General features: G+C 59.5%; 21 protein-coding genes. 10 read left to right on the forward strand and 11 right to left on the reverse strand.

The features are described 5' to 3' along the window. Positions 1–32 precede the first annotated feature (32 nt). The 4 genes from QCL65_RS01065 (at position 33) to QCL65_RS01080 (ending at position 4,654) form a co-directional block, all read left to right on the forward strand. Complete coding sequence (locus tag QCL65_RS01065; protein WP_407314044.1) at positions 33–1,127, forward strand: hypothetical protein; 1,095 nt, start codon at positions 33–35, stop codon at positions 1,125–1,127. A gap of 43 nt (positions 1,128–1,170) precedes the next feature. After that, positions 1,171–2,016 carry a hypothetical protein gene (locus QCL65_RS01070; RefSeq protein ID WP_407314046.1) on the forward strand — a complete coding sequence of 282 codons (846 nt, stop codon included), beginning with the start codon at positions 1,171–1,173 and terminating at the stop codon, positions 2,014–2,016. Between the two features lie 171 nt (positions 2,017–2,187). After that, positions 2,188–2,907 (forward strand): carbonic anhydrase, encoded by a 720-nt coding sequence (locus tag QCL65_RS01075; RefSeq protein ID WP_407314048.1) that lies wholly within the window; start codon positions 2,188–2,190, stop codon positions 2,905–2,907. A 214-nt stretch (positions 2,908–3,121) separates the two neighbouring features. Continuing rightward, positions 3,122–4,654 carry a SulP family inorganic anion transporter gene (locus tag QCL65_RS01080; RefSeq protein WP_407314050.1) on the forward strand — a complete coding sequence of 511 codons (1,533 nt, stop codon included), beginning with the start codon at positions 3,122–3,124 and terminating at the stop codon, positions 4,652–4,654. A gap of 170 nt (positions 4,655–4,824) precedes the next feature. On the opposite strand, the gene QCL65_RS01085 is transcribed toward QCL65_RS01080, so the two are convergent. Beyond that, positions 4,825–5,460 (reverse strand): hypothetical protein, encoded by a 636-nt coding sequence (locus QCL65_RS01085; protein WP_407314052.1) that lies wholly within the window; start codon positions 5,458–5,460, stop codon positions 4,825–4,827. Positions 5,461–5,658: 198 nt separating this feature from the next. Between QCL65_RS01085 and QCL65_RS01090 the strand changes: the two genes are divergently transcribed. Both QCL65_RS01090 and QCL65_RS01095 read left to right on the forward strand, forming a co-directional pair. Further along, the gene (locus tag QCL65_RS01090; RefSeq protein WP_407314054.1) at positions 5,659–5,865 is read left to right on the forward strand and encodes a hypothetical protein; all 207 of its coding nucleotides are present in this window, start codon (positions 5,659–5,661) and stop codon (positions 5,863–5,865) included. Between the two features lie 78 nt (positions 5,866–5,943). Further along, positions 5,944–6,576 carry an SCO family protein gene (locus QCL65_RS01095; protein WP_407314056.1) on the forward strand — a complete coding sequence of 211 codons (633 nt, stop codon included), beginning with the start codon at positions 5,944–5,946 and terminating at the stop codon, positions 6,574–6,576. A 28-nt stretch (positions 6,577–6,604) separates the two neighbouring features. Here the strand turns inward: QCL65_RS01095 and QCL65_RS01100 are convergent, their stop codons facing one another. Genes QCL65_RS01100 through QCL65_RS01110 form a run of 3 tightly spaced genes read right to left on the reverse strand, consistent with a single transcriptional unit; the run spans position 6,605 to position 9,102 of the window. Beyond that, entirely contained in the window at positions 6,605–7,381 is a 777-nt protein-coding gene (locus QCL65_RS01100) for a MetQ/NlpA family ABC transporter substrate-binding protein (RefSeq protein ID WP_407314058.1), read from the reverse strand. 42 nt (positions 7,382–7,423) lie between these two features. Further along, the gene (locus tag QCL65_RS01105; RefSeq protein ID WP_407314060.1) at positions 7,424–8,095 is read right to left on the reverse strand and encodes a methionine ABC transporter permease; all 672 of its coding nucleotides are present in this window, start codon (positions 8,093–8,095) and stop codon (positions 7,424–7,426) included. After that, positions 8,095–9,102, reverse strand: a complete 1,008-nt coding sequence (locus QCL65_RS01110) for a methionine ABC transporter ATP-binding protein (protein ID WP_407314062.1) — start codon at positions 9,100–9,102, stop codon at positions 8,095–8,097. The genes QCL65_RS01105 and QCL65_RS01110 overlap by 1 nt, the downstream gene beginning before the upstream one ends. Positions 9,103–9,360: 258 nt before the next feature. On the opposite strand from QCL65_RS01110, the gene katE reads away from it, so the two are divergent. Beyond that, on the forward strand, positions 9,361–11,499 hold the full coding sequence (gene katE / locus QCL65_RS01115; protein WP_407314064.1) for a catalase HPII: 2,139 nt from the start codon (positions 9,361–9,363) through the stop codon (positions 11,497–11,499). Here katE and QCL65_RS01120 read toward each other — a convergent pair whose 3' ends face one another. The 4 genes from QCL65_RS01120 to zur form a co-directional block, all read right to left on the reverse strand. Continuing rightward, positions 11,500–12,201 (reverse strand): PA5502 family lipoprotein, encoded by a 702-nt coding sequence (locus QCL65_RS01120; protein ID WP_407314066.1) that lies wholly within the window; start codon positions 12,199–12,201, stop codon positions 11,500–11,502. A gap of 115 nt (positions 12,202–12,316) precedes the next feature. Beyond that, positions 12,317–13,102: a zinc ABC transporter permease subunit ZnuB gene (znuB, locus tag QCL65_RS01125; protein WP_407314068.1), complete on the reverse strand. Its 786-nt coding sequence runs from the start codon at positions 13,100–13,102 to the stop codon at positions 12,317–12,319. Beyond that, positions 13,095–13,865 (reverse strand): zinc ABC transporter ATP-binding protein ZnuC, encoded by a 771-nt coding sequence (znuC, locus tag QCL65_RS01130; RefSeq protein ID WP_407314070.1) that lies wholly within the window; start codon positions 13,863–13,865, stop codon positions 13,095–13,097. The genes znuB and znuC overlap by 8 nt, the downstream gene beginning before the upstream one ends. Beyond that, positions 13,862–14,347: a zinc uptake transcriptional repressor Zur gene (gene zur / locus QCL65_RS01135; protein WP_407314072.1), complete on the reverse strand. Its 486-nt coding sequence runs from the start codon at positions 14,345–14,347 to the stop codon at positions 13,862–13,864. The genes znuC and zur overlap by 4 nt, the downstream gene beginning before the upstream one ends. A 67-nt stretch (positions 14,348–14,414) precedes the next feature. Between zur and QCL65_RS01140 the strand changes: the two genes are divergently transcribed. Further along, positions 14,415–15,332, forward strand: coding sequence for a zinc ABC transporter substrate-binding protein (locus QCL65_RS01140; protein ID WP_407314074.1), 918 nt, complete (start codon positions 14,415–14,417; stop codon positions 15,330–15,332). A gap of 3 nt (positions 15,333–15,335) precedes the next feature. Here QCL65_RS01140 and QCL65_RS01145 read toward each other — a convergent pair whose 3' ends face one another. Together QCL65_RS01145 and QCL65_RS01150 are read right to left on the reverse strand one after the other, a co-directional pair. Beyond that, complete coding sequence (locus tag QCL65_RS01145) at positions 15,336–16,286, reverse strand: homoserine kinase (RefSeq protein WP_407314077.1); 951 nt, start codon at positions 16,284–16,286, stop codon at positions 15,336–15,338. 67 nt (positions 16,287–16,353) lie between these two features. Next, a complete protein-coding gene (locus QCL65_RS01150; RefSeq protein WP_407314079.1) occupies positions 16,354–16,641 on the reverse strand; it encodes a DUF2782 domain-containing protein in 288 nt (95 codons plus the stop codon). A gap of 74 nt (positions 16,642–16,715) precedes the next feature. On the opposite strand from QCL65_RS01150, the gene polA reads away from it, so the two are divergent. Beyond that, positions 16,716–19,481: a DNA polymerase I gene (gene polA / locus QCL65_RS01155; RefSeq protein WP_407314081.1), complete on the forward strand. Its 2,766-nt coding sequence runs from the start codon at positions 16,716–16,718 to the stop codon at positions 19,479–19,481. Positions 19,482–19,824: 343 nt separating this feature from the next. Here the strand turns inward: polA and yihA are convergent, their stop codons facing one another. Continuing rightward, positions 19,825–20,454 (reverse strand): ribosome biogenesis GTP-binding protein YihA/YsxC, encoded by a 630-nt coding sequence (gene yihA, locus QCL65_RS01160; RefSeq protein ID WP_407314083.1) that lies wholly within the window; start codon positions 20,452–20,454, stop codon positions 19,825–19,827. A 285-nt stretch (positions 20,455–20,739) separates the two neighbouring features. Here yihA and QCL65_RS01165 point away from each other — a divergent pair, with 285 nt between their 5' ends. Continuing rightward, complete coding sequence (locus QCL65_RS01165; RefSeq protein WP_407314085.1) at positions 20,740–21,375, forward strand: thiol:disulfide interchange protein DsbA/DsbL; 636 nt, start codon at positions 20,740–20,742, stop codon at positions 21,373–21,375. The last annotated feature ends 10 nt before the right edge of the window (positions 21,376–21,385 follow it).

Raw genomic sequence — 21,385 nt, forward strand, 5'->3', positions numbered from 1 at the left:
AACTTCACGACGTTTCCAAGGATGGAATGCGTATGCCGAGTTTAGAAGATCAAGCACCCCTGCGTGCCGATTCAACCAGCCCTTCGGGGATCCTGTTCAATAAGCCCGACCTGAGGGCCTTGCAGCGCTACCGGATGATGGCCGCTGCGTTACCTACCGATGAGCGCGGCGTGCGCGCTTATCTGGGCGCTTTGCCCCATTGGCCCGAGTCCCTGCACAGTCTAAGCAGGGCGTTGAGCCCCGGCGCCTTTTTGCGTTGTTTCACAGACATGACTGAACATGCGGGCCAGTGGGCCAGCCTGGAGTCGCGCCTGCGTATCACCTCACAAAAACTGGTCCTGTTTGCCGATCGACTGACGGCGGCGTCGCTGTTGGTCACACACACCTGGAACCACTCGGCGCTGGGCCGTTCGACGCAAACCCAGGCCGAGGCGCAGGCGCTTAATGAGGAGGCACAAACCCTTAAAACACAGTGCGCTGCCGTGCTTGGGCAGATCAGTGAGCACGCCGAGCGCTTACATGGCCACGCCAAGGCGCTGCTCAGTGACCTGAGCGAATTTAGGCGCCGATTGGAAGAAACCATCATGGGCGAGCTTGTGCTGAAGATCGAGCTGGTCCACAGGGCGGAGGCTAAGTTGGGCGGTTCTGCCGCGACTACCAGGGTGGCCGAACTGAATGAGCGCTATAAACAGCTGCTTGAAACCTACGAAGCCTATGCTTCGGCGCCATCGAGTTGGGACGTGGCCTTAGCCAAATCCATCGTGCGGCTGTTTATCGTCGACCCCGAGCAAGAGACTCGTCAAGAGCTCGAGGCGGTTAGCCAGCAGCATCAAGAGGCGATCCGCCAGGTGGTCGAGGAGCAGCGTGCGGCACTCGCCGTCAGCCATATGTTGAAGGTGCTGCCCCGGGTCGCCGGTATTTCGGTATCCGCGAAAGTCAGCGCCGGTCGCGTGGTAGACCTGTGGTCCGGGTTGCAAGTGTATGCCGATCAGCAAGCGCTGCGCCTGGGCAAAATCACCGACACGGCAAGTTTGCACGCGTACTACCGAGAATTTTTATTGATGGTTGCGCCGTGGCAAGAGATCGCCGCGACCAGCCAACACCTTAAAGGCACCCTGCGCGGCTAACGCAATGGCCCGCCATCGCAGGCCCCATACGAGGTAGTGAGTCATGAAAGCGCAATTATTAGATTCCCAGGATCTGCAGGACTACTTGGAGCTGCAGCAACTTCTGCCGCTGTTGGCTCCGCTCGATACTCTATTAACTTTTATCCACAGTCGCACCAGCGCGGCCCCTCAACTGCCCGTCGATCTAGCGGCTATGGAAGCGCCTATTAGAGCGCTGTTGGCCCAGCGTGTGGAAACAGTCAGCAACTACCAGCGCCAAGTGAAAGTGTTACAAGGCCAGACCAAGACGGTTCAAGGGATCATCGTCGAGGCGCAACGGAGCTTACAGAGCGACAGTGACCCCTGGACAATGGGTGATGAGGCCATGGGTGCATTGAAAGGAACCTCATTTTACTTTTCGATCGTGCGAGATGATCTGCAAACCCTGCGCGCGCGGCAACATACCCACACCCAAGAGGCAATTCATACCTTGGCCCCGATCAAACGGCAACTGACTCAGTGGGCCGATGCTGACAAGGGCCCGCCGACGGGGGGGAAAGCGCTAGATTTGGGCGCTATCCTGCCCCCCTCCTCGCCTTTTTACCTGTTTATTGATCGGTTTCTGGCCGACGGCATCTATGACTGCGAGGACGCAGAGCGGTTGGCCAGGTTCAGCCTCGCAGCGGAAACTATGTTCGAACGCAACATCGAGGTTGAAGACCGCATCGAACATTCGCTCGCCGTATTAGGTGAGTACTATGAAGAAATTGAAACGCAATGTGTCTTGATGCAGAACGCCACTCGACTTTTCGCCGCTCAGCTGGCGGCGGAACATATTCAGCGGCTATGCAAAGAACTAGACACATTGCTTTCTGACTTCGCACTTATCCCTATTCCTACGGTCAATTGACCCAGACCAGGCCGCTTTCATACCCTCTCAGTGGAATTTTCCTACAGCGCTTCAGGTTCAATTAAGCTTCAGGCGCTAGGGTGAACATGAATAGACCGGCTGGTCATATTATATGGCCAGCACTCCTTTCCATACGGAAAGTGAACGTTTACCTGTCAGAGAGGATAAAGCATGAACGACAAGGCCCAGAATCTGCCCGGAGCGACCCCTGAGGTTGAGACTGCAGACCAAGCGCTCAAGCAAATCGTCGATGGTTTCCTGCACTTCCATCACGAAGTCTTCCCGCAACAGCAGGCGCTGTTCAAGAAGTTGGCCTCATCGCAGAAGCCTCGCGCAATGTTCATCACCTGCGCCGACTCGCGCATTGTGCCTGAGCTGATCACCCAGAGTTCGCCCGGCGACCTGTTCGTTACGCGTAACGTGGGCAACGTCGTACCGCCTTACGGGCAGATGAACGGTGGGGTGTCTACAGCCCTCGAGTACGCCATCCTCGCCTTGGGTGTGCAGCACGTGATTATTTGCGGCCACTCTGACTGCGGTGCGATGCGCGCGGTGTTGAACCCTGACTCCCTGGAAAAAATGCCGACGGTCAAGGCCTGGCTGCGCCATTCCGAAGTGGCGAAAATCGTTTTGCAAGACAACTGCGATTGCGCTAACGAAGGCGAAAGCATGAAGCGCTTGACCGAAGAGAACGTGATCGCGCAGTTGCAGCACCTGCGCACCCACCCGTCGGTAGCCTCGCGCATGGCCAGTGGTCAGTTGTATATCCATGGTTGGATCTACAACATCGAAACCAGTGAGATCAAAGCCTACGACGCGGAGCAAGACAAATTCATTACGCTTAACGGCATTAATCCAATGCCTAGCGCCACCCCTAAAGGGCGCTTCTAGCATTCAGCAATGAACATGTAGGGCCAATGATGGCTTTGCACCTTGCGTGCGGCCAGGCCCACAGCCGTTTCCGAAAATAACAACAACGGTGTTCTGTGTCGGTTTTCTTCCGTGACGGCGGGCTATTGCCTGGCGTTCTGGAAGCATCCGACGCAGCGGCGTTGTTTTCGAAAATAGCGGTGGCCCGGCCTGATGCACATTCAGGAGAATTGACGTGAATATTGCGCAAATGAAAGCGGCTTTGCCGCGTGAGTTATTGGCGTCGGTGGTGGTCTTTCTGGTCGCATTACCTTTGTGCATGGGTATTGCCATTGCATCGGGTATGCCACCGGCGAAAGGGCTGATCACCGGTATTATCGGCGGGATCGTCGTCGGGTTCCTTGCCGGCTCGCCATTACAAGTAAGCGGGCCGGCTGCCGGCTTGGCGGTGTTGGTGTTCGAGCTGGTGCGCCAGCACGGTATGGCGATGCTAGGGCCGATCCTCCTTCTGGCCGGTTTGCTGCAATTGCTGGCTGGCCGTTTCAAGCTGGGTTGCTGGTTCCGGGTGACTGCCCCGGCTGTGGTCTACGGCATGCTGGCGGGTATTGGTGTATTGATTGTGCTGTCCCAGGTCCACGTGATGCTGGACCAATCGCCCCAACCCTCGGGCATGGCTAACCTGATCGCCTTCCCTAATGCCGTTGGCGATGCATTGCCCACCATGGGCGGTGGTTTGGGCTGGCAGGCAGGTCTGCTGGGCTTGCTGACTATCGCGGTGATGTGGAGTTGGGAGCGCTGGCGCCCGCAGGCACTGCGTTTCGTGCCTGGTGCATTGTTAGGGGTAGGTCTGGCTACAGTTATCAGCTTAGTGTTTGCCCTGCAGGTCAAGCGGGTCGAAGTCCCGGAGAACCTGGCCGAAGCCATCGACTGGATTCGCCCGGGTGACTTGATGAACCTGGCCGATCCAACGCTGCTGATCGCGGCCGTCGCACTGGCGTTTATCGCCAGTGCCGAAACCTTGCTGTCCGCGGCAGCCGTAGACCGCATGCACAACGGCCAACGCTCGGATTTCGACCGTGAATTGTCGGCTCAAGGCATCGGCAACATGTTGTGTGGCCTGCTGGGCGCCCTGCCCATGACCGGCGTGATCGTACGTAGCTCGGCCAACGTGCAGGCCGGCGCGCAAACCCGCATGTCGGCCATCTTCCATGGCTTCTGGTTGCTGGCATTCGTTGTGGCGCTGTCGAGTGTGCTGCAGAGCATCCCCATCGCAAGCCTGGCGGGTGTATTGGTATTCACCGGGGTCAAGCTGGTGGACTTCAAGGCGTTCAAAGGGCTTGGGCGCTATGGCCGCATGCCGATGTTCACCTACGCTGCCACGGCACTGGCGATCGTCTTCACCGACCTGCTGACCGGCGTGCTGCTGGGCTTTGCTCTGACCTTGCTGAAGCTGGCGATTAAGGCGGCGCGCTTGAAAATCAGTGTGGTAGACGGCGAAGGGCCAAATCAGGTGGAGCTGCGCATGGTTGGCTCAGCCACCTTCCTCAAAGTGCCTGCGCTGACCAAGGCTCTGGAAACGATTCCTGAAGGCACCACGGTCTATGTGCCGTTGGGTGGCCTCAGCTATATCGACCATTCGTGCTTGGAATTGCTAGAGGACTGGGGCCGCGCGAACCAGGCCAACGGATCGCGGATGATCATCGAAAGCCGTGGTTTGAAGCGGCGTATCGAGGGGCAATTGCGGACTTCGGCGGGGTTTGGTAGCTGATTGGGATTGGGGTTGGGTGAAGAGCTCGGGGGCGAGCCCCCTCCTACGGTCGGCGGCATATTTGGTATTGGGTGTGCCGGGGTTGGTGGCATATTCGGTGTGCCGCGATCAGGGTAGGAGGGGGCTTGCCCCCGATCTTTTCGCCCCCGATCTTTTTGCCTTCGATCTTTTTACAGGCCCAACTCCACACCCAACTGCTGCGACAAGCACGGCCAGCGGCGCCAGGCGTCAGTGGTGCTGGGGCTGGCGAGTGCAGCTCGGTATTGCTCGACCGATTCCAAGGCAAAGCTCTCGTCGCTGAGCATGTTGTCCACTGAGTGATGGACCACCGCGTCTAGTTCATTGGCAAACTGCTCACCAATCAATTGATGGGCGATCAGGTTGGCCGTTGTGGTATCCAACGGAATCAACTGTTGTGCGAAATGCCTGATGTACAGGTCGTTCACCTCCTCTACCAGGCGGTGCGCCAGGTACGCCTCATCCAGTAAGCTGTCCAGCCCAACATGGCCCTCCATGATCTTGGGCGGGTGCAAAAAATAGTCTTCGGCGATCTTCAGCACCGGTTTGATCTGCGACTCGATGCCGGCCTCGCGTGCCACTGCGTTGGCTGCATCCAGTAGGTCGGGCACATGATCGATATAGGCGCCGACGAACCTTGCCAACACACCTTGAGCGTCCTGTGCGGGTAGGCGAATGGTCGGGTGCAAATGCGGCAGTTGCTGCTCAAGCTGGCGTATCAGTTGGCCCGTGCGGTCTTCATGCTGGTGGGCAAGTTGGATCTGCTCGCGCAGGGCGGCGGTATTCATGAAAGCTCCAAGGCAACCCAGTGATCGGGGAAAAATGAAACATAGCTGGGTTCTGACGCCAGCTCAGACGTATTTGTCATATCTATCGTGATGCACGGGCCATGCAGTTATAGTTTGCAGCCCGACTACCCAAGCGCGCCGGCTTGCCTATACTCGCATTCAGCGGTTCGATAACAATAATAAAAGGGGAAAACCTCTATGCTGCGCTCACGCCTATGGGCCGTGCCATTACTGGCTGGCGCCCTCCTATTACCGCTCAACGACGCCGCCAGTGAGGCTCGCGCTATGGCTGACTGGTCGGGAAGTTCGTCCAACCTACTGTTTGGACTGCCCCCACACCCAGCGGCGATGGTGGTGCTGTATCTGTACTTGGGCTGGCATGATTACCCCAAGTCCGGCTTCTGAAGTTGGCGATGGTGTTGACACTGTTGTACCGTTGCAGCCCACTCCATCGACGGCGGCCCACCACGTGCCATTCAAGTCATGACTCGACTGCAAAAAGCCCTGTTCCTGGTCGCGGGTTGCCTAGCCCTGATTGTTGGTGTGCTGGTTAATGGCTTGTTTGAACCTGACGGCCAAGCCAACGATGCGGCGCTGATCGAGGCGGGCATTATTCTGCTACCCCAAGCGCGTCATGTCCCCGCACTGGCGATGATCGATCAGGATGGCCAAACGGTGCAGGTCGATCAGCTCAAGGGGCAATGGTCGTTGCTGTTCTTCGGTTTTACCTTTTGCCCGGATATCTGCCCGACCACCCTGGCCCAGCTGCGCCAAATCAAAAGTGAACTGCCCTCTGACGTGGCGGGGCGTTTGCGGGTGATTTTGGTCAGTGTCGACCCCGACCGGGATACGCCAAAGCAGCTCAAACAGTACCTGGCCTACTTCGACGCTAGCTTCGAGGGCCTGACCGCACCGCTGGAAACTCTTAAAACGCTCTCCCGTGGGGTCAGTATCCCGTTCGTTCCGGCCGATACCAGCAAGCCCAACTACACCGTCGAGCACAGCGGTAACCTGGCGATCATTGGGCCGGATGGCTTACAACGTGGGTTCATCCGCGGGCCACTGAACAACCAAAAGATGATTGCCCAGTTACCCGAGTTGCTGCGTCGGCCGTGAGGGGCGCCTACGTGCCCCTTGGCGGAAATCAGAACGCCGGCAACACCGCGCCTTTGTAGTTATCCAGGATAAATTGCTTCAACTGCGGGCTGTGCAGCGCCGCTGCAAGCTTTTGCATTGCAGGGGTGTCTTTGTTGTCGGGGCGCGAGACCAGGATATTCACATAAGGCGAGTCATTGCCTTCGATCAACAGCGCGTCTTTGGCAGGGTCCAGTTTCACTTCCAGCGCATAGTTGGTGTTGATCAGAGCCAAATCGACTTGGGTGAGCACGCGCGGAATGGTTGCGGCCTCCAGTTCACGGAATTTCAAACCTTTGGGGTTTTCCACGATGTCTTTAGTGGTGGACAGAATATTGGTCGGGTCTTTAAGGGTGATCAGCCCGTGCTTGGCCAACAATATCAGTGCCCGCCCACCGTTGGTGGCGTCGTTGGGGATCACCACGTTAGCGCCGTTGTTTAGCTCATTGATGCTAGCCAGCTTTTTATCGGAATAAGCGCCCAACGGCTCCAGGTGCACGCCGACCACGCTGACCAAGTTAGAGCCCTTACCTTTGTTGAATTCGTCTAGATAAGGCTGATGCTGGAAGAAGTTGGCGTCCATGCGCCCTTCGGCCACTTGGATGTTGGGTTGGATGTAGTCAGTGAACACTTTGACGTTCAGGTCTACCCCTTCCTGGGCCAATTGCGGCTTGATGAATTCGAGAATTTGCGCATGGGGCACGGCCGTGGCCGCTACGGTGAGCGACTCATTGGCCTGGGCAGATAACGCGGCAACAGCGGCAAACGCCGCCAATAGTTTTTTCATGAGATGCACTCCTTGTGAAGGCGCGTTGCGCCGCCGCCCTCGTTACTTACGGGAAAAATGTACAACCAACCGGTCGCCCACGGTTTGCAAGACCTGCACCAGCACCAGGAGCAATACCACGGTCACAACCATGACGTCGGTCTGAAAGCGCTGATAACCAAAGCGGATGGCCAGGTCGCCCAGACCGCCGGCGCCGACCACACCAGCCATTGCGGTATAGGACACCAAAGTGATCGCGGTGACGGTAATGGCCGCAAAAATACCTGGGCGTGCTTCGGGCAAGAGTGCGTTCATGATGATCTGCCGTGTCGTGGCGCCCATGGACTGGGTGGCTTCGATAATCCCACGGTCCACCTCGCGCAATGCGGTTTCCACCAGCCGGGCAAAGAATGGCGTAGCGCCTACCACTAACGGTGGGATTGCCCCCGCGACACCCAATGAAGTCCCGGTCAGCAATACCGTGAAAGGAATCATCAGAATCAACAAAATAATGAAGGGCAGTGAGCGCAGGATGTTCACCACCAGCGACAGCAGGGCGTAAACGCGCTTTTCCTCGAATAACTGGCGAGGCCCGCAGAGAAACAGCAGCACCCCCAGGGGCAGGCCCAGCAGGACGGTGAACAGCAGCGAGCCACCCAGCATCAGCAAGGTATCGACGGTCGCCAGCCAGATCTCACTCCAGTCGACATTGGCAAAAAAACTGAGCAGTTCCATCAGCGCAGAACCTCCATGTGAACGTCGGCCGCGGCGAAGCGGGCGAAAGCAGCGTCCATATCGCCACCTGTGACCGCAAGGGTCAGTTGGCCATAGGGGGTGTCTTTGATGCGGTCGATGCGCCCGGCGAGAATACTGTAGTCCACCCCCGTTTCACGGGCCACGGTGCCCAACAACGGCGCGTAGGTCGCTTCACCCTGGAACGTCAGGCGCAGGATGCGGCCCGGCACATGGGCGAAGTCATCGCGCTGTTCGCTCTCGTCGATCTGCTCGTCTTCCTGGACGAAGCGCTTGGTGGTCGGGTGCTTAGGGTGCAGAAACACATCGGCCACGGGGCCTTGTTCTACGATGACCCCTGCGTCCATCACTGCCACGTGGTCGCAGACCCGGCGAATCACGTCCATTTCGTGGGTGATCAGCACAATGGTCAGCTTCAATTCCCGATTGATTTCGGCCAGCAACTGCAAGACCGACGCCGTGGTCTGGGGGTCGAGGGCGCTGGTGGCCTCGTCGCATAGGAGGATTTTCGGGTTGGTCGACAAGGCCCGGGCGATGCCGACGCGTTGTTTTTGCCCGCCGGAAAGCTGGGCGGGGTACTTCTTGGCATGTTCCGTCAGCCCGACCCGCGCGAGCAACTGCGTCACGCGCCGGTCGATGTCACTGCCAGACAACTCGCCTGCCAGACGCAGGGGCAAAGCGACGTTGTCCGCCACGGTCTTGGAGGCCAACAGGTTGAAGTGCTGGAAGATCATTCCCACTTGCTGGCGGAAGCGGCGCAAGGCATTGGCGTCGAACGCCGTGACATCTTCGCCATCGACGATAATCGTGCCGCCGCTGGGGGCCTCGAGGCGGTTGATCAGGCGCAGCAGCGTGCTCTTGCCAGCTCCGGAGTGGCCAATCAAGCCAAATACCTGGCCGTTCTCGACGGTCAGTTGGGTGGGATGCAACGCCGGGATTTCCCTACCGGCAACGCGGTAGGTTTTGTGGACATTTTGAAACTCGATCACGTAGCGAACCTTGTGGGGCGCATGAATGGGGAGCGAATAGCCGGCGCGCATTTTAACGTGTGATCCGGCCAGTGCTTAGCATTTATTTGGCTGGCGCACATTGTTTCGATCATAACGCGACTAAAGGTCACGAAATAAATCGAACGGCGGGAAACAGCCTTGGGTCACTTATGGGTACCGATGCTTTCCTGCCGTGATCAGGGAAGACAGACAATCAGTCCGAGCCACGGACAGCCTAGATCGAGGAGATGGATTTACATGAAGAAGCAAACACCTGAGCCAGGCAAGAGTGAGATGGCGGGGACCGACACTGTCGACCGCGGCAATACCAACGCCAAATTGGACAGCCTGGAACAGTTCCGTACCGATGCCACCGGCCAAGCCTTGCGCACTAACCAAGGCGTTAAGGTCAGCGACAACCAAAACACCCTGAAAGCTGGCCCGCGTGGCCCGTCGCTGCTCGAAGACTTCATCATGCGTGAGAAAATCACGCACTTTGACCATGAGCGTATCCCGGAGCGTATCGTCCACGCCCGCGGCACAGCTGCCCATGGTTATTTTCAAGCTTATGAATCCCATGCAGCCTTGACCAAGGCCGGTTTCCTTCAGGACCCGAGCCAACAAACCCCGGTATTCGTGCGTTTCTCTACCGTTCAGGGCCCACGTGGCTCGGGCGATACCGTGCGCGACGTGCGCGGTTTTGCGGTGAAGTTCTACACCGAAGAAGGCAACTTCGACATGGTCGGCAACAACATGCCGGTCTTCTTTATTCAGGACGCGATCAAGTTTCCTGACTTCGTGCACGCCGTGAAGCCTGAGCCCCATAACGAGATCCCTACCGGCGGCTCCGCCCACGATACGTTCTGGGACTTCGTCTCTCTGGTGCCTGAGTCCGCGCACATGGTGCTGTGGACGATGTCTGACCGGGCGATCCCAAAAAGCCTGCGCACCATGGAAGGGTTCGGTATCCACACCTTCCGCTTGATCAATGCCGAGGGCCAAGGCGTCTTCGTGAAATTCCACTGGAAGCCCAAGCAAGGCGTGTGCTCCCTGGTGTGGGACGAAGCGCAAAAGCTGGCCGGTAAAGATACCGACTTCCACCGCCGCGATCTTTGGGAGTCCATTGAAATGGGCGATTACCCAGAGTGGGAACTGGGTGTGCAGATCATCCCGGAAGAAGACGAACACAAGTTCGAATTCGACCTGCTGGACCCAACCAAAATCGTTCCCGAGGAGTTGGTACCGGTCACGCCGTTGGGCAAAATGGTGCTTAACCGCAACCCGGACAACTATTTCGCCGAGACCGAGCAGGTCGCGTTCTGCCCAGGGCATATTGTGCCGGGTATCGACTTCTCCAATGACCCACTGCTCCAGGGCCGGTTGTTTTCCTACACCGATACCCAGATCAGCCGCCTGGGTGGGCCTAACTTCCACGAGCTGCCGATCAACCGCGCCATCATGCCGATCCACAATGGCCAGCGTGACGCACAGCACCGTGTATCCATCGACAAGGGCCGTGCTTCCTACGAGCCTAACTCGATCGACGGTGGCTGGCCAAAAGAGACACCGGCCGGGCCGAAAGACGGTGGGTTCGAGACTTACCCTGAGCGCGTTGAGGCGCACAAGGTTCGCGAGCGCAGCGAGTCATTCGGCGACCACTTCTCCCAAGCCAGCCTGTTTTTCCGCAGCATGAGCAAGCCAGAGCAAGAGCACATCATTGCGGCTTACAGCTTTGAGTTGGGCAAAGTCGAGCGCGAATACATTCGTGCGCGTCAGGTCAACGAAATCCTGGCCAACATTGATTTGGAACTGGCTAAGCGGGTTGCCGAGAACCTTGGCCTGCCAGCACCGACCGCCGCGACTGTCAAAACCAAGCCGCAGACCCTGCCTGAGTCCCCGGCGTTGAGCCAGATGAACCTGCTGTCTGGGGATATCAAGACCCGCAAAGTGGCGATTCTGGTAGCCAATGGCGTAGACAGCAAGGCAATCGATGCTTTGAAAGCCGTACTTAAAGCTGAAGGCGCCCACGCTAAGGTACTGGGCCCAACCTCGGCACCGGTCAAGACTGCAGACGGCAAGAGCTTGCCTGTGGATGCATCCGCCGAAGGCCTACCTTCGGTTGCATTCGACGCCGTGTGGGTACCCGGTGGCGAAGCCTCGGTAAAAGCGTTGAGTGGCGACGGTGTTGCCCTGCACTTCCTGCTGGAAGCATACAAGCACCTTAAGGCCATTGGCGTAAGCAGCGATGCCAAGAGCCTGATCGACGGTCTGAAACTGGACCTCGATGCTGGTTTGATCGTTGGTGACGATGATGCCGCGCGCCAAGCGTTCGTGGCGGCTATCGCCCAGCACCGGGTTTGGGCCCGCGAGCCCAAAGCCAAGGCTGTTCCAGCCTGATCAAACCCCGCGAGGGGTTAGCACGAGCAAATTCGGCCGCCCGGTTTCGACCCGGCGGCCGATTTGCATTTCCCAGCCAGGCGCCAGTTTTTCTACCCGTTGCTTGAGTTGCGCTTCCAGCCGACGGTAGTCACGCGGGTCGGCCACTTGAACGATGACGTCGCAGTTATAGTTCACGATGTCTGCCGCGATGGCGTCCAGTTGGCTCGCCAACCCTCGGCCGTTCTCCAGCACAAAGGCTGAATGGCTGGCGGCGGGGTCGATCATGTTGGCGGCTGGGCGTGCCTCGGCAATCTTCAGCGCGGCTTCGGCCTGCTCCAACTCCTGGCGACGGGCGTTGGCGATCGCGCCGTCGACGCCGCGGGTCAGGGCTGGGGCTTTCGGCATCAAGGCGCGCGCCCGCCCAAGGGCCGTGGCGGCTGCGTTGACGTCACCCTTTTGCAGAACCACCTGGCTGCGTCGCAGATAGGCTTCAGCCAACTCGCGTTGGAACTGCTCGATGCGAGGATCATTGGGGGTTTGGGACTGGAGTGCGGCCAATTGTTCTTCGGCCGTCGCCAACTCGCTGCTGGCAATGGACTGTTGCAACACTTGCCAGGCATCAGGCTGGCCCGCGGAGTGGTCGGTAGGGGCGCTTTGGCAGCCGGCCAGTACCGTCGTAAAAGCGACGAGGAGCAAATAACGATGAGTGAACGACTTCATTCCTGCGACTCTCTATTTGCGCAAAAAACAAGCAAGCCTACACCTTTGCAGGCAGTCATGAAATGCGACTACACCTAAAATCATAACGCCATCACGCTGTTTTACAGAAATAGCTTCAGGTGCGTTTGGGTAGCATAAAGCTAAGCAGAAACAATGCGGCGGCGCTGACCACGATAGACGGGCCTGCCGGGGTGTCCTTGAACCACGACAGCGCCAACCCCGCACACACGGCGATCACGCCCAGCAAGCTGGCCCCAATAGCCATTTGCTCGGGGGAGCGTGCGTGGCGCTGGGCGGCGGCGGCCGGGATGATCAGCAGGGAGGTAATCAGCAAGACCCCGACGATTTTCATCGCCACGGCGATCACCACGGCAATCAACAGCATCAGCGCCAAGCGCAACCCTGCGACCGGCAGCCCCTCTACCCTGGCCAGCTCTTCGTGGACCGTCACGGCCAGTAACGGCCGCCAGAGCAGCACGGTAAGCAGCAAAACCACAGCGCTGCCGCCGAGGATCCAGGTGAGGTCGGCTGGGCTGATCGCGAGCAGGTCACCGAACAGATAACCCAGCAGGTCGATGCGCACGTCGTGCATGAAGCTCAAGGCGACCAGCCCCAATGACAGTGTGCTCGGCGCGAGAATGCCTAACAGAGTATCGGAGGCCAGCGGTTGGCGTTGTTGTAAGGCCACCAAGATAACCGCCAGTAATAGGCAGCCCGCCGTCACCGCCAGCGCCGGATTGACGTCAAGGGCGAAGCCCAGGGCAACGCCCAGGAGCGCCGCGTGAGATAACGTATCGCCAAAATAGGCCATGCGCCGCCAGACGACGAATGAGCCCAGGGGCCCAGCGACTACCGCCAGGGACAGGCCAGCCAGCAGGGCGTACAGTAAAAAGTCAGCCATGCTTGCAGCCATCTCCGTGAACGTGAGCGCCAGTGACCACCGCACCGTGCAGGTCGTGGGCGTGGTCATGGTGGTGATGGTAAATGGCTAGGCTTGGTGCGTGGCTGCCGAACAGCTCGACAAAGGCCGGGTCGCCGCTGACCTGCTCCGGGTGCCCCGAGCAGCAGACATGCCGGTTGAGGCAAACCACCTGGTCGGTGGTGCTCATGACCAGGTGCAAGTCATGGGACACCATCAGCACCCCACAACCGTGGCGGTCGCGTAGTCGCGTGATCAAGCTGTAGAGCTCCGCTTGGCCAGCCACATCGACTCCTTGCACGGGCTCGTCGAGTACCAACAGCTCGGGCTGGCGCAGCAGCGCCCGGGCTAACAGGACGCGCTGCATCTCGCCGCCGGAAATGTTCTGGATGGGGCTGTCGATGACACTTTCGGCCCCGACTTCGGCCAGCGCCCCTTGGGCACCCGCGCGGTCGACGCCGGGTACCAGGCGCAGGAAGCGCAGCACCGACAGCGGTAGTGTTGGGTCGACCTGAAGCTTCTGCGGCATGTAGCCGATGCGCAGGCGGGGTTTGCGCCACACGCTGCCGCTGTCGGGCTTGAGTAGGCCCAGCACCGCCCTGACCAGGGTGGTCTTGCCGGCGCCGTTAGGGCCGATGAGCGTGACGATCTCGCGGGGCCGAACCCTCAGGTCAATATTGTCCAGAATGGCTTGCCCAGCGAAGGTCACCGCCACCCCTTCGAGGCGGATCAGCGCGTCACTCATCCGGCCCCCTGGCAATTGGCGCACAAACCTACGATCTCGACCGTTTGCGTTTGTACGCGAAAGCCGATGTCGGCGGCGCTGGCCAGAATGGCGTCGCTGATGGTTTTTTGCTCGAGTTCCACTGCCACATGGCACTCCCGGCAGATCAGGAACTGGCCTTGATGGCTGTGCTCAGGGTGATTGCAGCCAATGAACGCATTGAGCGAAGCAATGCGGTGGACCAAGCTGTTTTCCAGCAGGAAGTCCAACGCCCGATACACAGTCGGTGGCGCAGCACGCCTGCCGTCTTGATCGCTGAGCACCGCCAGGATGTCGTAGGCACCCAGCGGCTTATGGCTTTGCCAGACCAGCTCCAATACCCGCCGCCGCAAGGCAGTCAGGCGTACGCCTTGGCGCGCGCACAAAGTATCGGCCTCGGCCAAGGCGCTGTGGACGCAATGGGAGTGGTCGTGGGGGCGGCTAGCTAAGGGTGTGGTAGACATGGGCAAAGACGAATTCTGGAGGAGACGTTATTATATTACCGTTTCTTACCTCCCTTGAGTGGTCTCTGTGTCTCGACTTTTTGTGTTATGCGTCGCTTTTCTCTCGCTGTTCAGCCTTTCCTGCGCCCACGCCGAGGTGAAGTTGTTGACCAGTATCAAGCCCCTGCAACTGATCGCCGCCGCCGTTCAGGACGGCGTGGGCAGCCCGCAGGTCTTGCTGCCGCCCGGCGCCTCGCCCCACCACTTCGCCCTGCGGCCTTCAGACGTACGCCGGGTAGGCGACGCCGACCTGCTGTACTGGATCGGCCCCGACATGGAGAGTTTTCTGCCACGGGTGTTGGCTAATCGCAGCAAGCCCACGTTGGCCGTACAGGATCTGCCAGGCATGCACCTGCGGCGGTTTGCCGAAGACAGCCATTCCCACGCCGAGGAAGCCGAAGATCACGACCATGATCACCGCCCTGGCAACCTGGACGCTCACCTGTGGCTGTCGACCGTCAATGCCCGGGTGATCTCGGCGCGCATGGCCGCAGACCTAAGTGCCCTCGACCCAGCGAACGCGGCGCGTTACCGCAGCAACCAGCAAGCTTTCGAGCAACGCCTGGTGGCCCTCGATGAGCGGGTCAAGGCCCGTGTGGCAGGGGTAAAAGGCAAGCCGTACTTTGTCTTTCATGAGGCCTTCGATTACTTCGAAGAGGCCTATGGGCTCTCCCACGCCGGTGTCTTTAGCGTAGCGGCAGAGGTCCAGCCTGGGGCCCAGCACGTCGCTAAAATGCGCGCCACGCTGCAGCAGGTGGGCAAGACCTGCGTATTCAGCGAGCCGCCCATGCGCCCGCGGTTGGCGCAAACCCTGACGGCCGGCCTACCGGTGAAACTGGCAGAGCTGGATGCCTTGGGCGGTTTTGACGAAGCCACGGCCACTGGCTATGAGCAGTTGGTCAGCAGCCTGGGCGACAACCTGGCCGAGTGCCTCGAGTCACTCTGAGGCCTATAGCGCGATCGGCAGGTTAAGCTCGACCTGCTGGCGCATGCCCAGGCGCATCTCGAATTCGCCGGGGTCGTGGATCAACACGTCCAGGCCGGCGAATGACTCAGCGGCAATCAGCCGCGACAGCCAGAAGCGCACGCAGGCGACCCGCAGCATGACCGGCCATAGCTGCGACTCCGCCGTGGTGAAATGGCGCAGCTTGGCGTAGGCGCCCAGTAGCGCTTGGGCGCGCACTGGGTCCAGTTGGCCGTCGGCCTGGGAGCACCAGTCGTTCAGGGTAATCGCCAGGTCATAGAGCATCGGCCCCGAGCAGGCGTTATAAAAATCGATCACGCCGGTGAGGTGGGTGCCTTCGAACAAGGCGTTGTCGCGGAACAGGTCGGCATGCAGATTGGCCCGGGGCAATGCCAGAATCTGCGCTTTATGCGCATCGATCTCGGCGAGCGCCGCGCGCAGCAGGCTGGCGGGGCCTTCGGCCAGGCGTTCGAGCAATTGCTGGCCTTGCTCGAGCATCCAATCCAGGCCGCGGTCGGTCTTGCGTTCGATGATGTTATCGCGGGTCGCCAGGTGGATATTGGCCAGCAACTCGCCGACCTGGATGCAATGCTGGCGGTTGGGCGCGGTGATGTGCTTGCCTGGCAGGCGTGGCTGCAACAGCGCAGGCTTGCCCGCCAATTCACGCAAGGCCAGCCCTTCGCTGGTAGGTAAGGCGTAAGGCACCGGCAGGCCGGCTTGGTGCAAGACTTCCAGCAGCTCGACGAAAAACGGCATCTCCTGGGTTGGGCCGCGCTCGACCAGGGTCAGGACGAACTCGCCCTGCTCCAGGCTGACAAAGAAATTACTGTTTTCGGTGCCGGCGGCAATCCCCTGGAAATCCAACAGACGGCCAAGGCCGTAGGCGGCGGTGAAAGTTTCGAGCTGGGGCCGAGCCAGGGGGGTAAACACAGACATGATCAGAAATTGCCCATACTGGCGCCGCCTGCTGGCAACGCCGGGTTGATATTGAAGGTGACGCACTTTACCACTTGAAGATTTCCCATTGGGGAATCAGCATGTCGGGCTGGTCGGAACGGATAAAATTAGCGTCGGTGCCGTCCGCGCGGACCAAGAAGTACGGCACGCCGTGCTTTGGGGTGACCTTGATCGCATACAGAAAACCGTTTTGCCGATATTCCTGAATGGTTTTGTCCCCTTCCTGGCGAATGGTCACGTCCGGGTCAGCGGAAGGACCTTCGTCGGCAGCCATGGCCGCCACTGGGGCGAAGGAAATCAAGCCAACCAGCAGCAAGCGATTGAATGTGCCCATGATAACCTTGTCCTTTTATAGTTAATGTTCCGGCCATTCTAGCGCCGGGCCGGTTCAAAAGGTTGATTCCTCGCATGAGCAAAGCTCCCCTCGTCCTGGTGGATGGTTCCTCCTACCTGTACCGGGCCTTCCACGCCCTGCCGCCATTGGCCACCTCCAAAGGCATGCCCACTGGCGCCGTGAAGGGCGTGCTGAACATGCTCAAAAGCTTGCGTCGGCAGTACCCCGACAGCCCCTTCGCGGTGGTCTTCGACGCCAAGGGCGGGACATTCCGCGACACCCTTTACGCTGACTACAAAGCCAACCGGCCGAGCATGCCCGACGACCTGCGGGTGCAGGTCGAGCCGTTGCACGCCGCCGTGCGTGCCTTGGGCTACCCCCTGCTGTGCGTCGACAATGTCGAAGCCGACGACGTCATCGGCACCCTGGCCCGCAGCAGCGCCGCCGCCGACCGGCCCGTGGTGATCTCCACCGGTGACAAGGACATGGCGCAGCTGGTCGATGGCCATATCACCCTGGTCAATACCATGACCGGCACTGTGCTAGACATTCCCGGGGTGATCGAAAAGTTTGGCGTCGGCCCCGAGCACATCATCGACTTCCTGGCGCTGATGGGGGACAAGGTCGATAACATTCCCGGCGTCCCAGGCGTCGGCGAAAAGACCGCCCAAGGCTTGCTGGTGGGCATTGGCGGGGGGCTGACCGAGCTGTATGCCAACCTCGACAAAGTCCCGGCCCTGCCCATTCGTGGCGCCAAAGGGCTGCCGGCCAAGCTTGAAGAACACAAAGCGATGGCGTTCCTTTCCTACGAGCTGGCGACGATCAAAATCGACGTACCGCTGGACATCGAGGTCGAGGCACTGGTTTGCAGCGAGCCCGACCGCGAAGCCCTGATCGCCATCTACACCGAGCTGGAGTTTCGCAGCTGGATCGAGGACATTCAGCGCGATGCCAAGCGCGAAGGCGCCGCCCTGGCGCCGGTTGAGCAGGCTGCGCCGGCACAGGAAGCCCGCTACGAAACCGTCCTTGACCCGGCCCGCTTCGAGGCGTGGCTGGAGAAGCTCAAGCAAGCGCCGCTGTTCGCGTTCGACACCGAAACCACTGGGCTGGATGCGCAGAAAGCCCAGTTAGTGGGTGTGTCGTTCGCCGTCCAGCCTTATGAGGCCTGCTACATTCCGTTGACCCATTCTTACATGGGGGTACCGGAACAGTTGGACCGCGATACGGTGCTGCGGGCTCTCAAACCGTTGCTGGAAGACCCCGCCAAAGCCAAGGTGGGGCAGCACGCCAAATACGACATCAATATTCTCGCCAATTGCGCCATCGGCGGCGATCCGGCCCAGGGTATCGAGGTGCGTGGCGTGGCCTTCGATACCATGCTGGAGTCCTACGTACTGGACTCCACCGCCACCCGTCACGACATGGACAGCCTGGCCTACAAATACCTCAACCACACCAATATTGCCTTCCAGGACATCGCGGGCAAAGGCGCCAAGCAGCTGACGTTCGATCAGATCGCCCTCGAGCAGGCTGGGCCCTATGCTGCCGAAGACGCCGATATCACCCTACGCTTGCACCTGCACCTCTCGGAAAAGCTGAAGGCGCTGCCTAGCTTGCTGTCGGTCCTGCAGGACATCGAGATGCCCCTGGTACCCGTGCTGGCGAAGATCGAACGCCAGGGCGCGCTGGTCGATGCCCGCCTGCTTGGGGTGCAGTCGGTCGAGTTGGGCGACAAGATGATCGCCCTGGAGCGTGAAGCCTTCAGCATTGCCGGGGAAGAGTTCAATCTGGGCTCGCCCAAGCAACTGGGGGTTATCCTCTACGAAAAGCTTGGGTTGCCGATCATCAGCAAGACCGCCAAAGGCCAGGCGTCCACCGCCGAGGCGGTCTTGGCTGAACTGGCCGAGCAGGATTACCCGCTGCCTAAGGTGTTGATGCAGTACCGCTCCATGAGCAAGCTCAAGAGCACGTACACCGATCGCTTACCCGAGCAGATCAACCCGCGTACGGGGCGTGTACACACCTCTTACCAGCAGGCCGTGGCGGCGACCGGGCGGTTGTCGTCCAGCGATCCGAACCTGCAAAATATTCCGATCCGTACGGCCGAGGGCCGGCGTATCCGCCAGGCCTTCATTCCGGCCCCGGGTTACACGCTGTTGGCTGCCGACTATTCGCAGATCGAATTGCGCATCATGGCCCACCTGGCCAAGGATGAAGGCTTGCTGCATGCGTTTCGCAACGATCTGGACGTGCACCGGGCAACCGCCGCTGAGGTCTTCGGTGTGGCACTCGAGGCGGTCAGCACTGACCAGCGGCGCAGCGCCAAGGCGATCAACTTTGGTTTGATCTATGGCATGAGCGCGTTTGGCCTGGCCAAACAGATTGGCGTCGACCGTAAGCAGTCCCAGGAATACATCGACCGGTATTTCGCCCGTTATCCAGGGGTGCTGCAGTACATGGAGCGCACCCGCGCCCAGGCTGCTGAGCAGGGCTACGTAGAGACGCTCTTCGGCCGGCGCCTGTACCTGCCGGAGATCAACGCGAAAAATCCGGCCCTGCGCAAAGGCGCCGAGCGCACCGCGATCAACGCGCCGATGCAGGGTACGGCGGCCGATATCATCAAACGCGCCATGGTCGCGGTGGATACCTGGCTGAGCGACTCAGGCCTGGATGCCCGCGTGATCCTTCAGGTGCACGATGAACTGGTGCTGGAAGTGCGCGAAGACCTCGTCGAGCAAGTCAGCCGCGAAATCCGCCTTCACATGAGCGGCGCGGCGCAGTTAGACGTGCCGTTGCTGGTGGAAGTAGGAGTCGGCCCCAACTGGGACGAAGCCCATTAACCGGTAGGAGGGGCCTCGGCCCCGATCTTTTGCGCCTCCATCGGTGCCGCATAACCGTTGGACCGTAGAAGAGCTTGGGGGCGAGCCCCCTCCTACCAGGTTTTTAACATTGGCTGAGGGCTTTATGAAACCTGGGCGGCAATGAGAATAGTTCGCCTTGGCTCAGGAACTTAACCCGCTTTAGGGGCTCTGAGTACGTGAACAGGCAAGTGATGCCCGTTCATGCTCCTATGTTGTGTTAAGTGTTGGCAGATATCCGGGCCCCGCCCTAGCGGCCTGGAACTTGAACCCCGAACTTCCCCTCCCCACATGAAGTCCGGGGTTTTTTTTGCCTGTAATTTGGCTATTCGGTTTTGTCCGGCAGCTCCATCCAGCGCGCCAGCACGCTGTAGGCGTCTTCCAGGCCGACTCGCTTGGGCGCCGAAAACAGCTGGATACTCACCGCTTCGCCCCAACCTTTACGGATTTCTGCCTGGACCTTAAGCAGAGTGTTTTTCGCTGCGCCGTAGGTGAGTTTGTCTGACTTGGTGAGCAAGATATGCATCGGCATATGGCTAGCGACCGACCAATCCAGCATCAGCACGTCGAAGTCCGTCATAGGATGGCGAATGTCCATCATCAGGATCAGGCCTTTCAGGCTCTCCCGGCTGCCCAGATAGGCCTCGAGGTGGCGTTGCCAATGCAGCTTGAGAGGGATTGGCACCTTCGCGTAGCCATACCCGGGCAAGTCTACCAAGCGCCGCTGGTCATCGAGGTTGAAGAAGTTGAGCAGCTGGGTGCGACCTGGAGTTTTCGAAGTGCGGGCCAGGCTGGCGTGGGTCAGGGTGTTCAAGGCGCTGGATTTGCCCGCGTTGGAACGGCCGGCGAAAGCGACTTCGAAGCCTTCGTCGTCGGGGCATTGATCGACTTTGGCGGCGCTGAGCGAGAAGGTTGCCTGCTGACACAGACCGAGGATGGGGTTTTTGACTTGCATGTGAGTTCCGGTGTGGGGCAGCGGGGTGCCGAACTTCCCTAAAAAATGGCTGGGCAGGGCGAACGATACCTGAACACGCTGCAGCACGATATCTAATAGAGGTGCGACATCGACATCTGAAGTGTCGATTTGCCTGCATGGAATTGCTGCTTTGCTTTACAAAAGGATGGCTTACGGCACCCTTTTTTTACATAACAGCCGTTACACTAGCGACCTGTACTTCGCCTCGCCCAGCCCGAACGCTGGTATGACCGAGGCATTTTTCTGTCTGCTCAGGAGTAAAGCATGCGTAATCTGATTCTCGGCGCCGCGTTCATTGCCGCCAGCGTATTCGGCCTCACCGCCCAAGCGGCGGGCGAGCCGGTAGAAGCGGGTAAGCAGTATGTAGAGATTAACAAGCCGGTAGCGGTTGCCGAGCCAGGCAAAATCGAAGTGGTCGAGTTGTTCTGGTATGGCTGCCCGCATTGCTACGCTTTTGAGCCGACCCTCAATCCATGGGTCGAAAAGCTTCCCGCTGACGTCAATTTCGTGCGTATTCCCGCTATGTTCGGCGGTATCTGGGATATTCACGGCCAGCTGTTCCTGACCCTGGAAGCCATGAACGTCGAGCACAAGGTGCACGGCGCTGTCTTCGAAGCCATTCATAAACAACACAAAATGCTCAAGACCAAAGAAGAGATGGCCGAGTTTCTTGCCACCCAGGGGGTCGACAAAGACAAGTTCCTCGCTACCTTCGACTCCTTCGCGATCAAGGGCAAGGTGGCCGATGCCAAGAAAAAGGCTCAGGCCTATGAGATCACCGGTGTGCCGACCATGATCGTCAACGGCAAGTACCGCTTTGACCTCGGCACCGCAGGCGGCGCAGAGGGTGTATTGAACGTGGCAGATCAGCTCATCGCCAAAGAGCGTGCAGCCAAGTAAGCGGCGGCAG

Origin of the sequence: Pseudomonas sp. nanlin1 (assembly GCF_045571515.1) — a bacterium.
Classification (GTDB): domain Bacteria; phylum Pseudomonadota; class Gammaproteobacteria; order Pseudomonadales; family Pseudomonadaceae; genus Aquipseudomonas.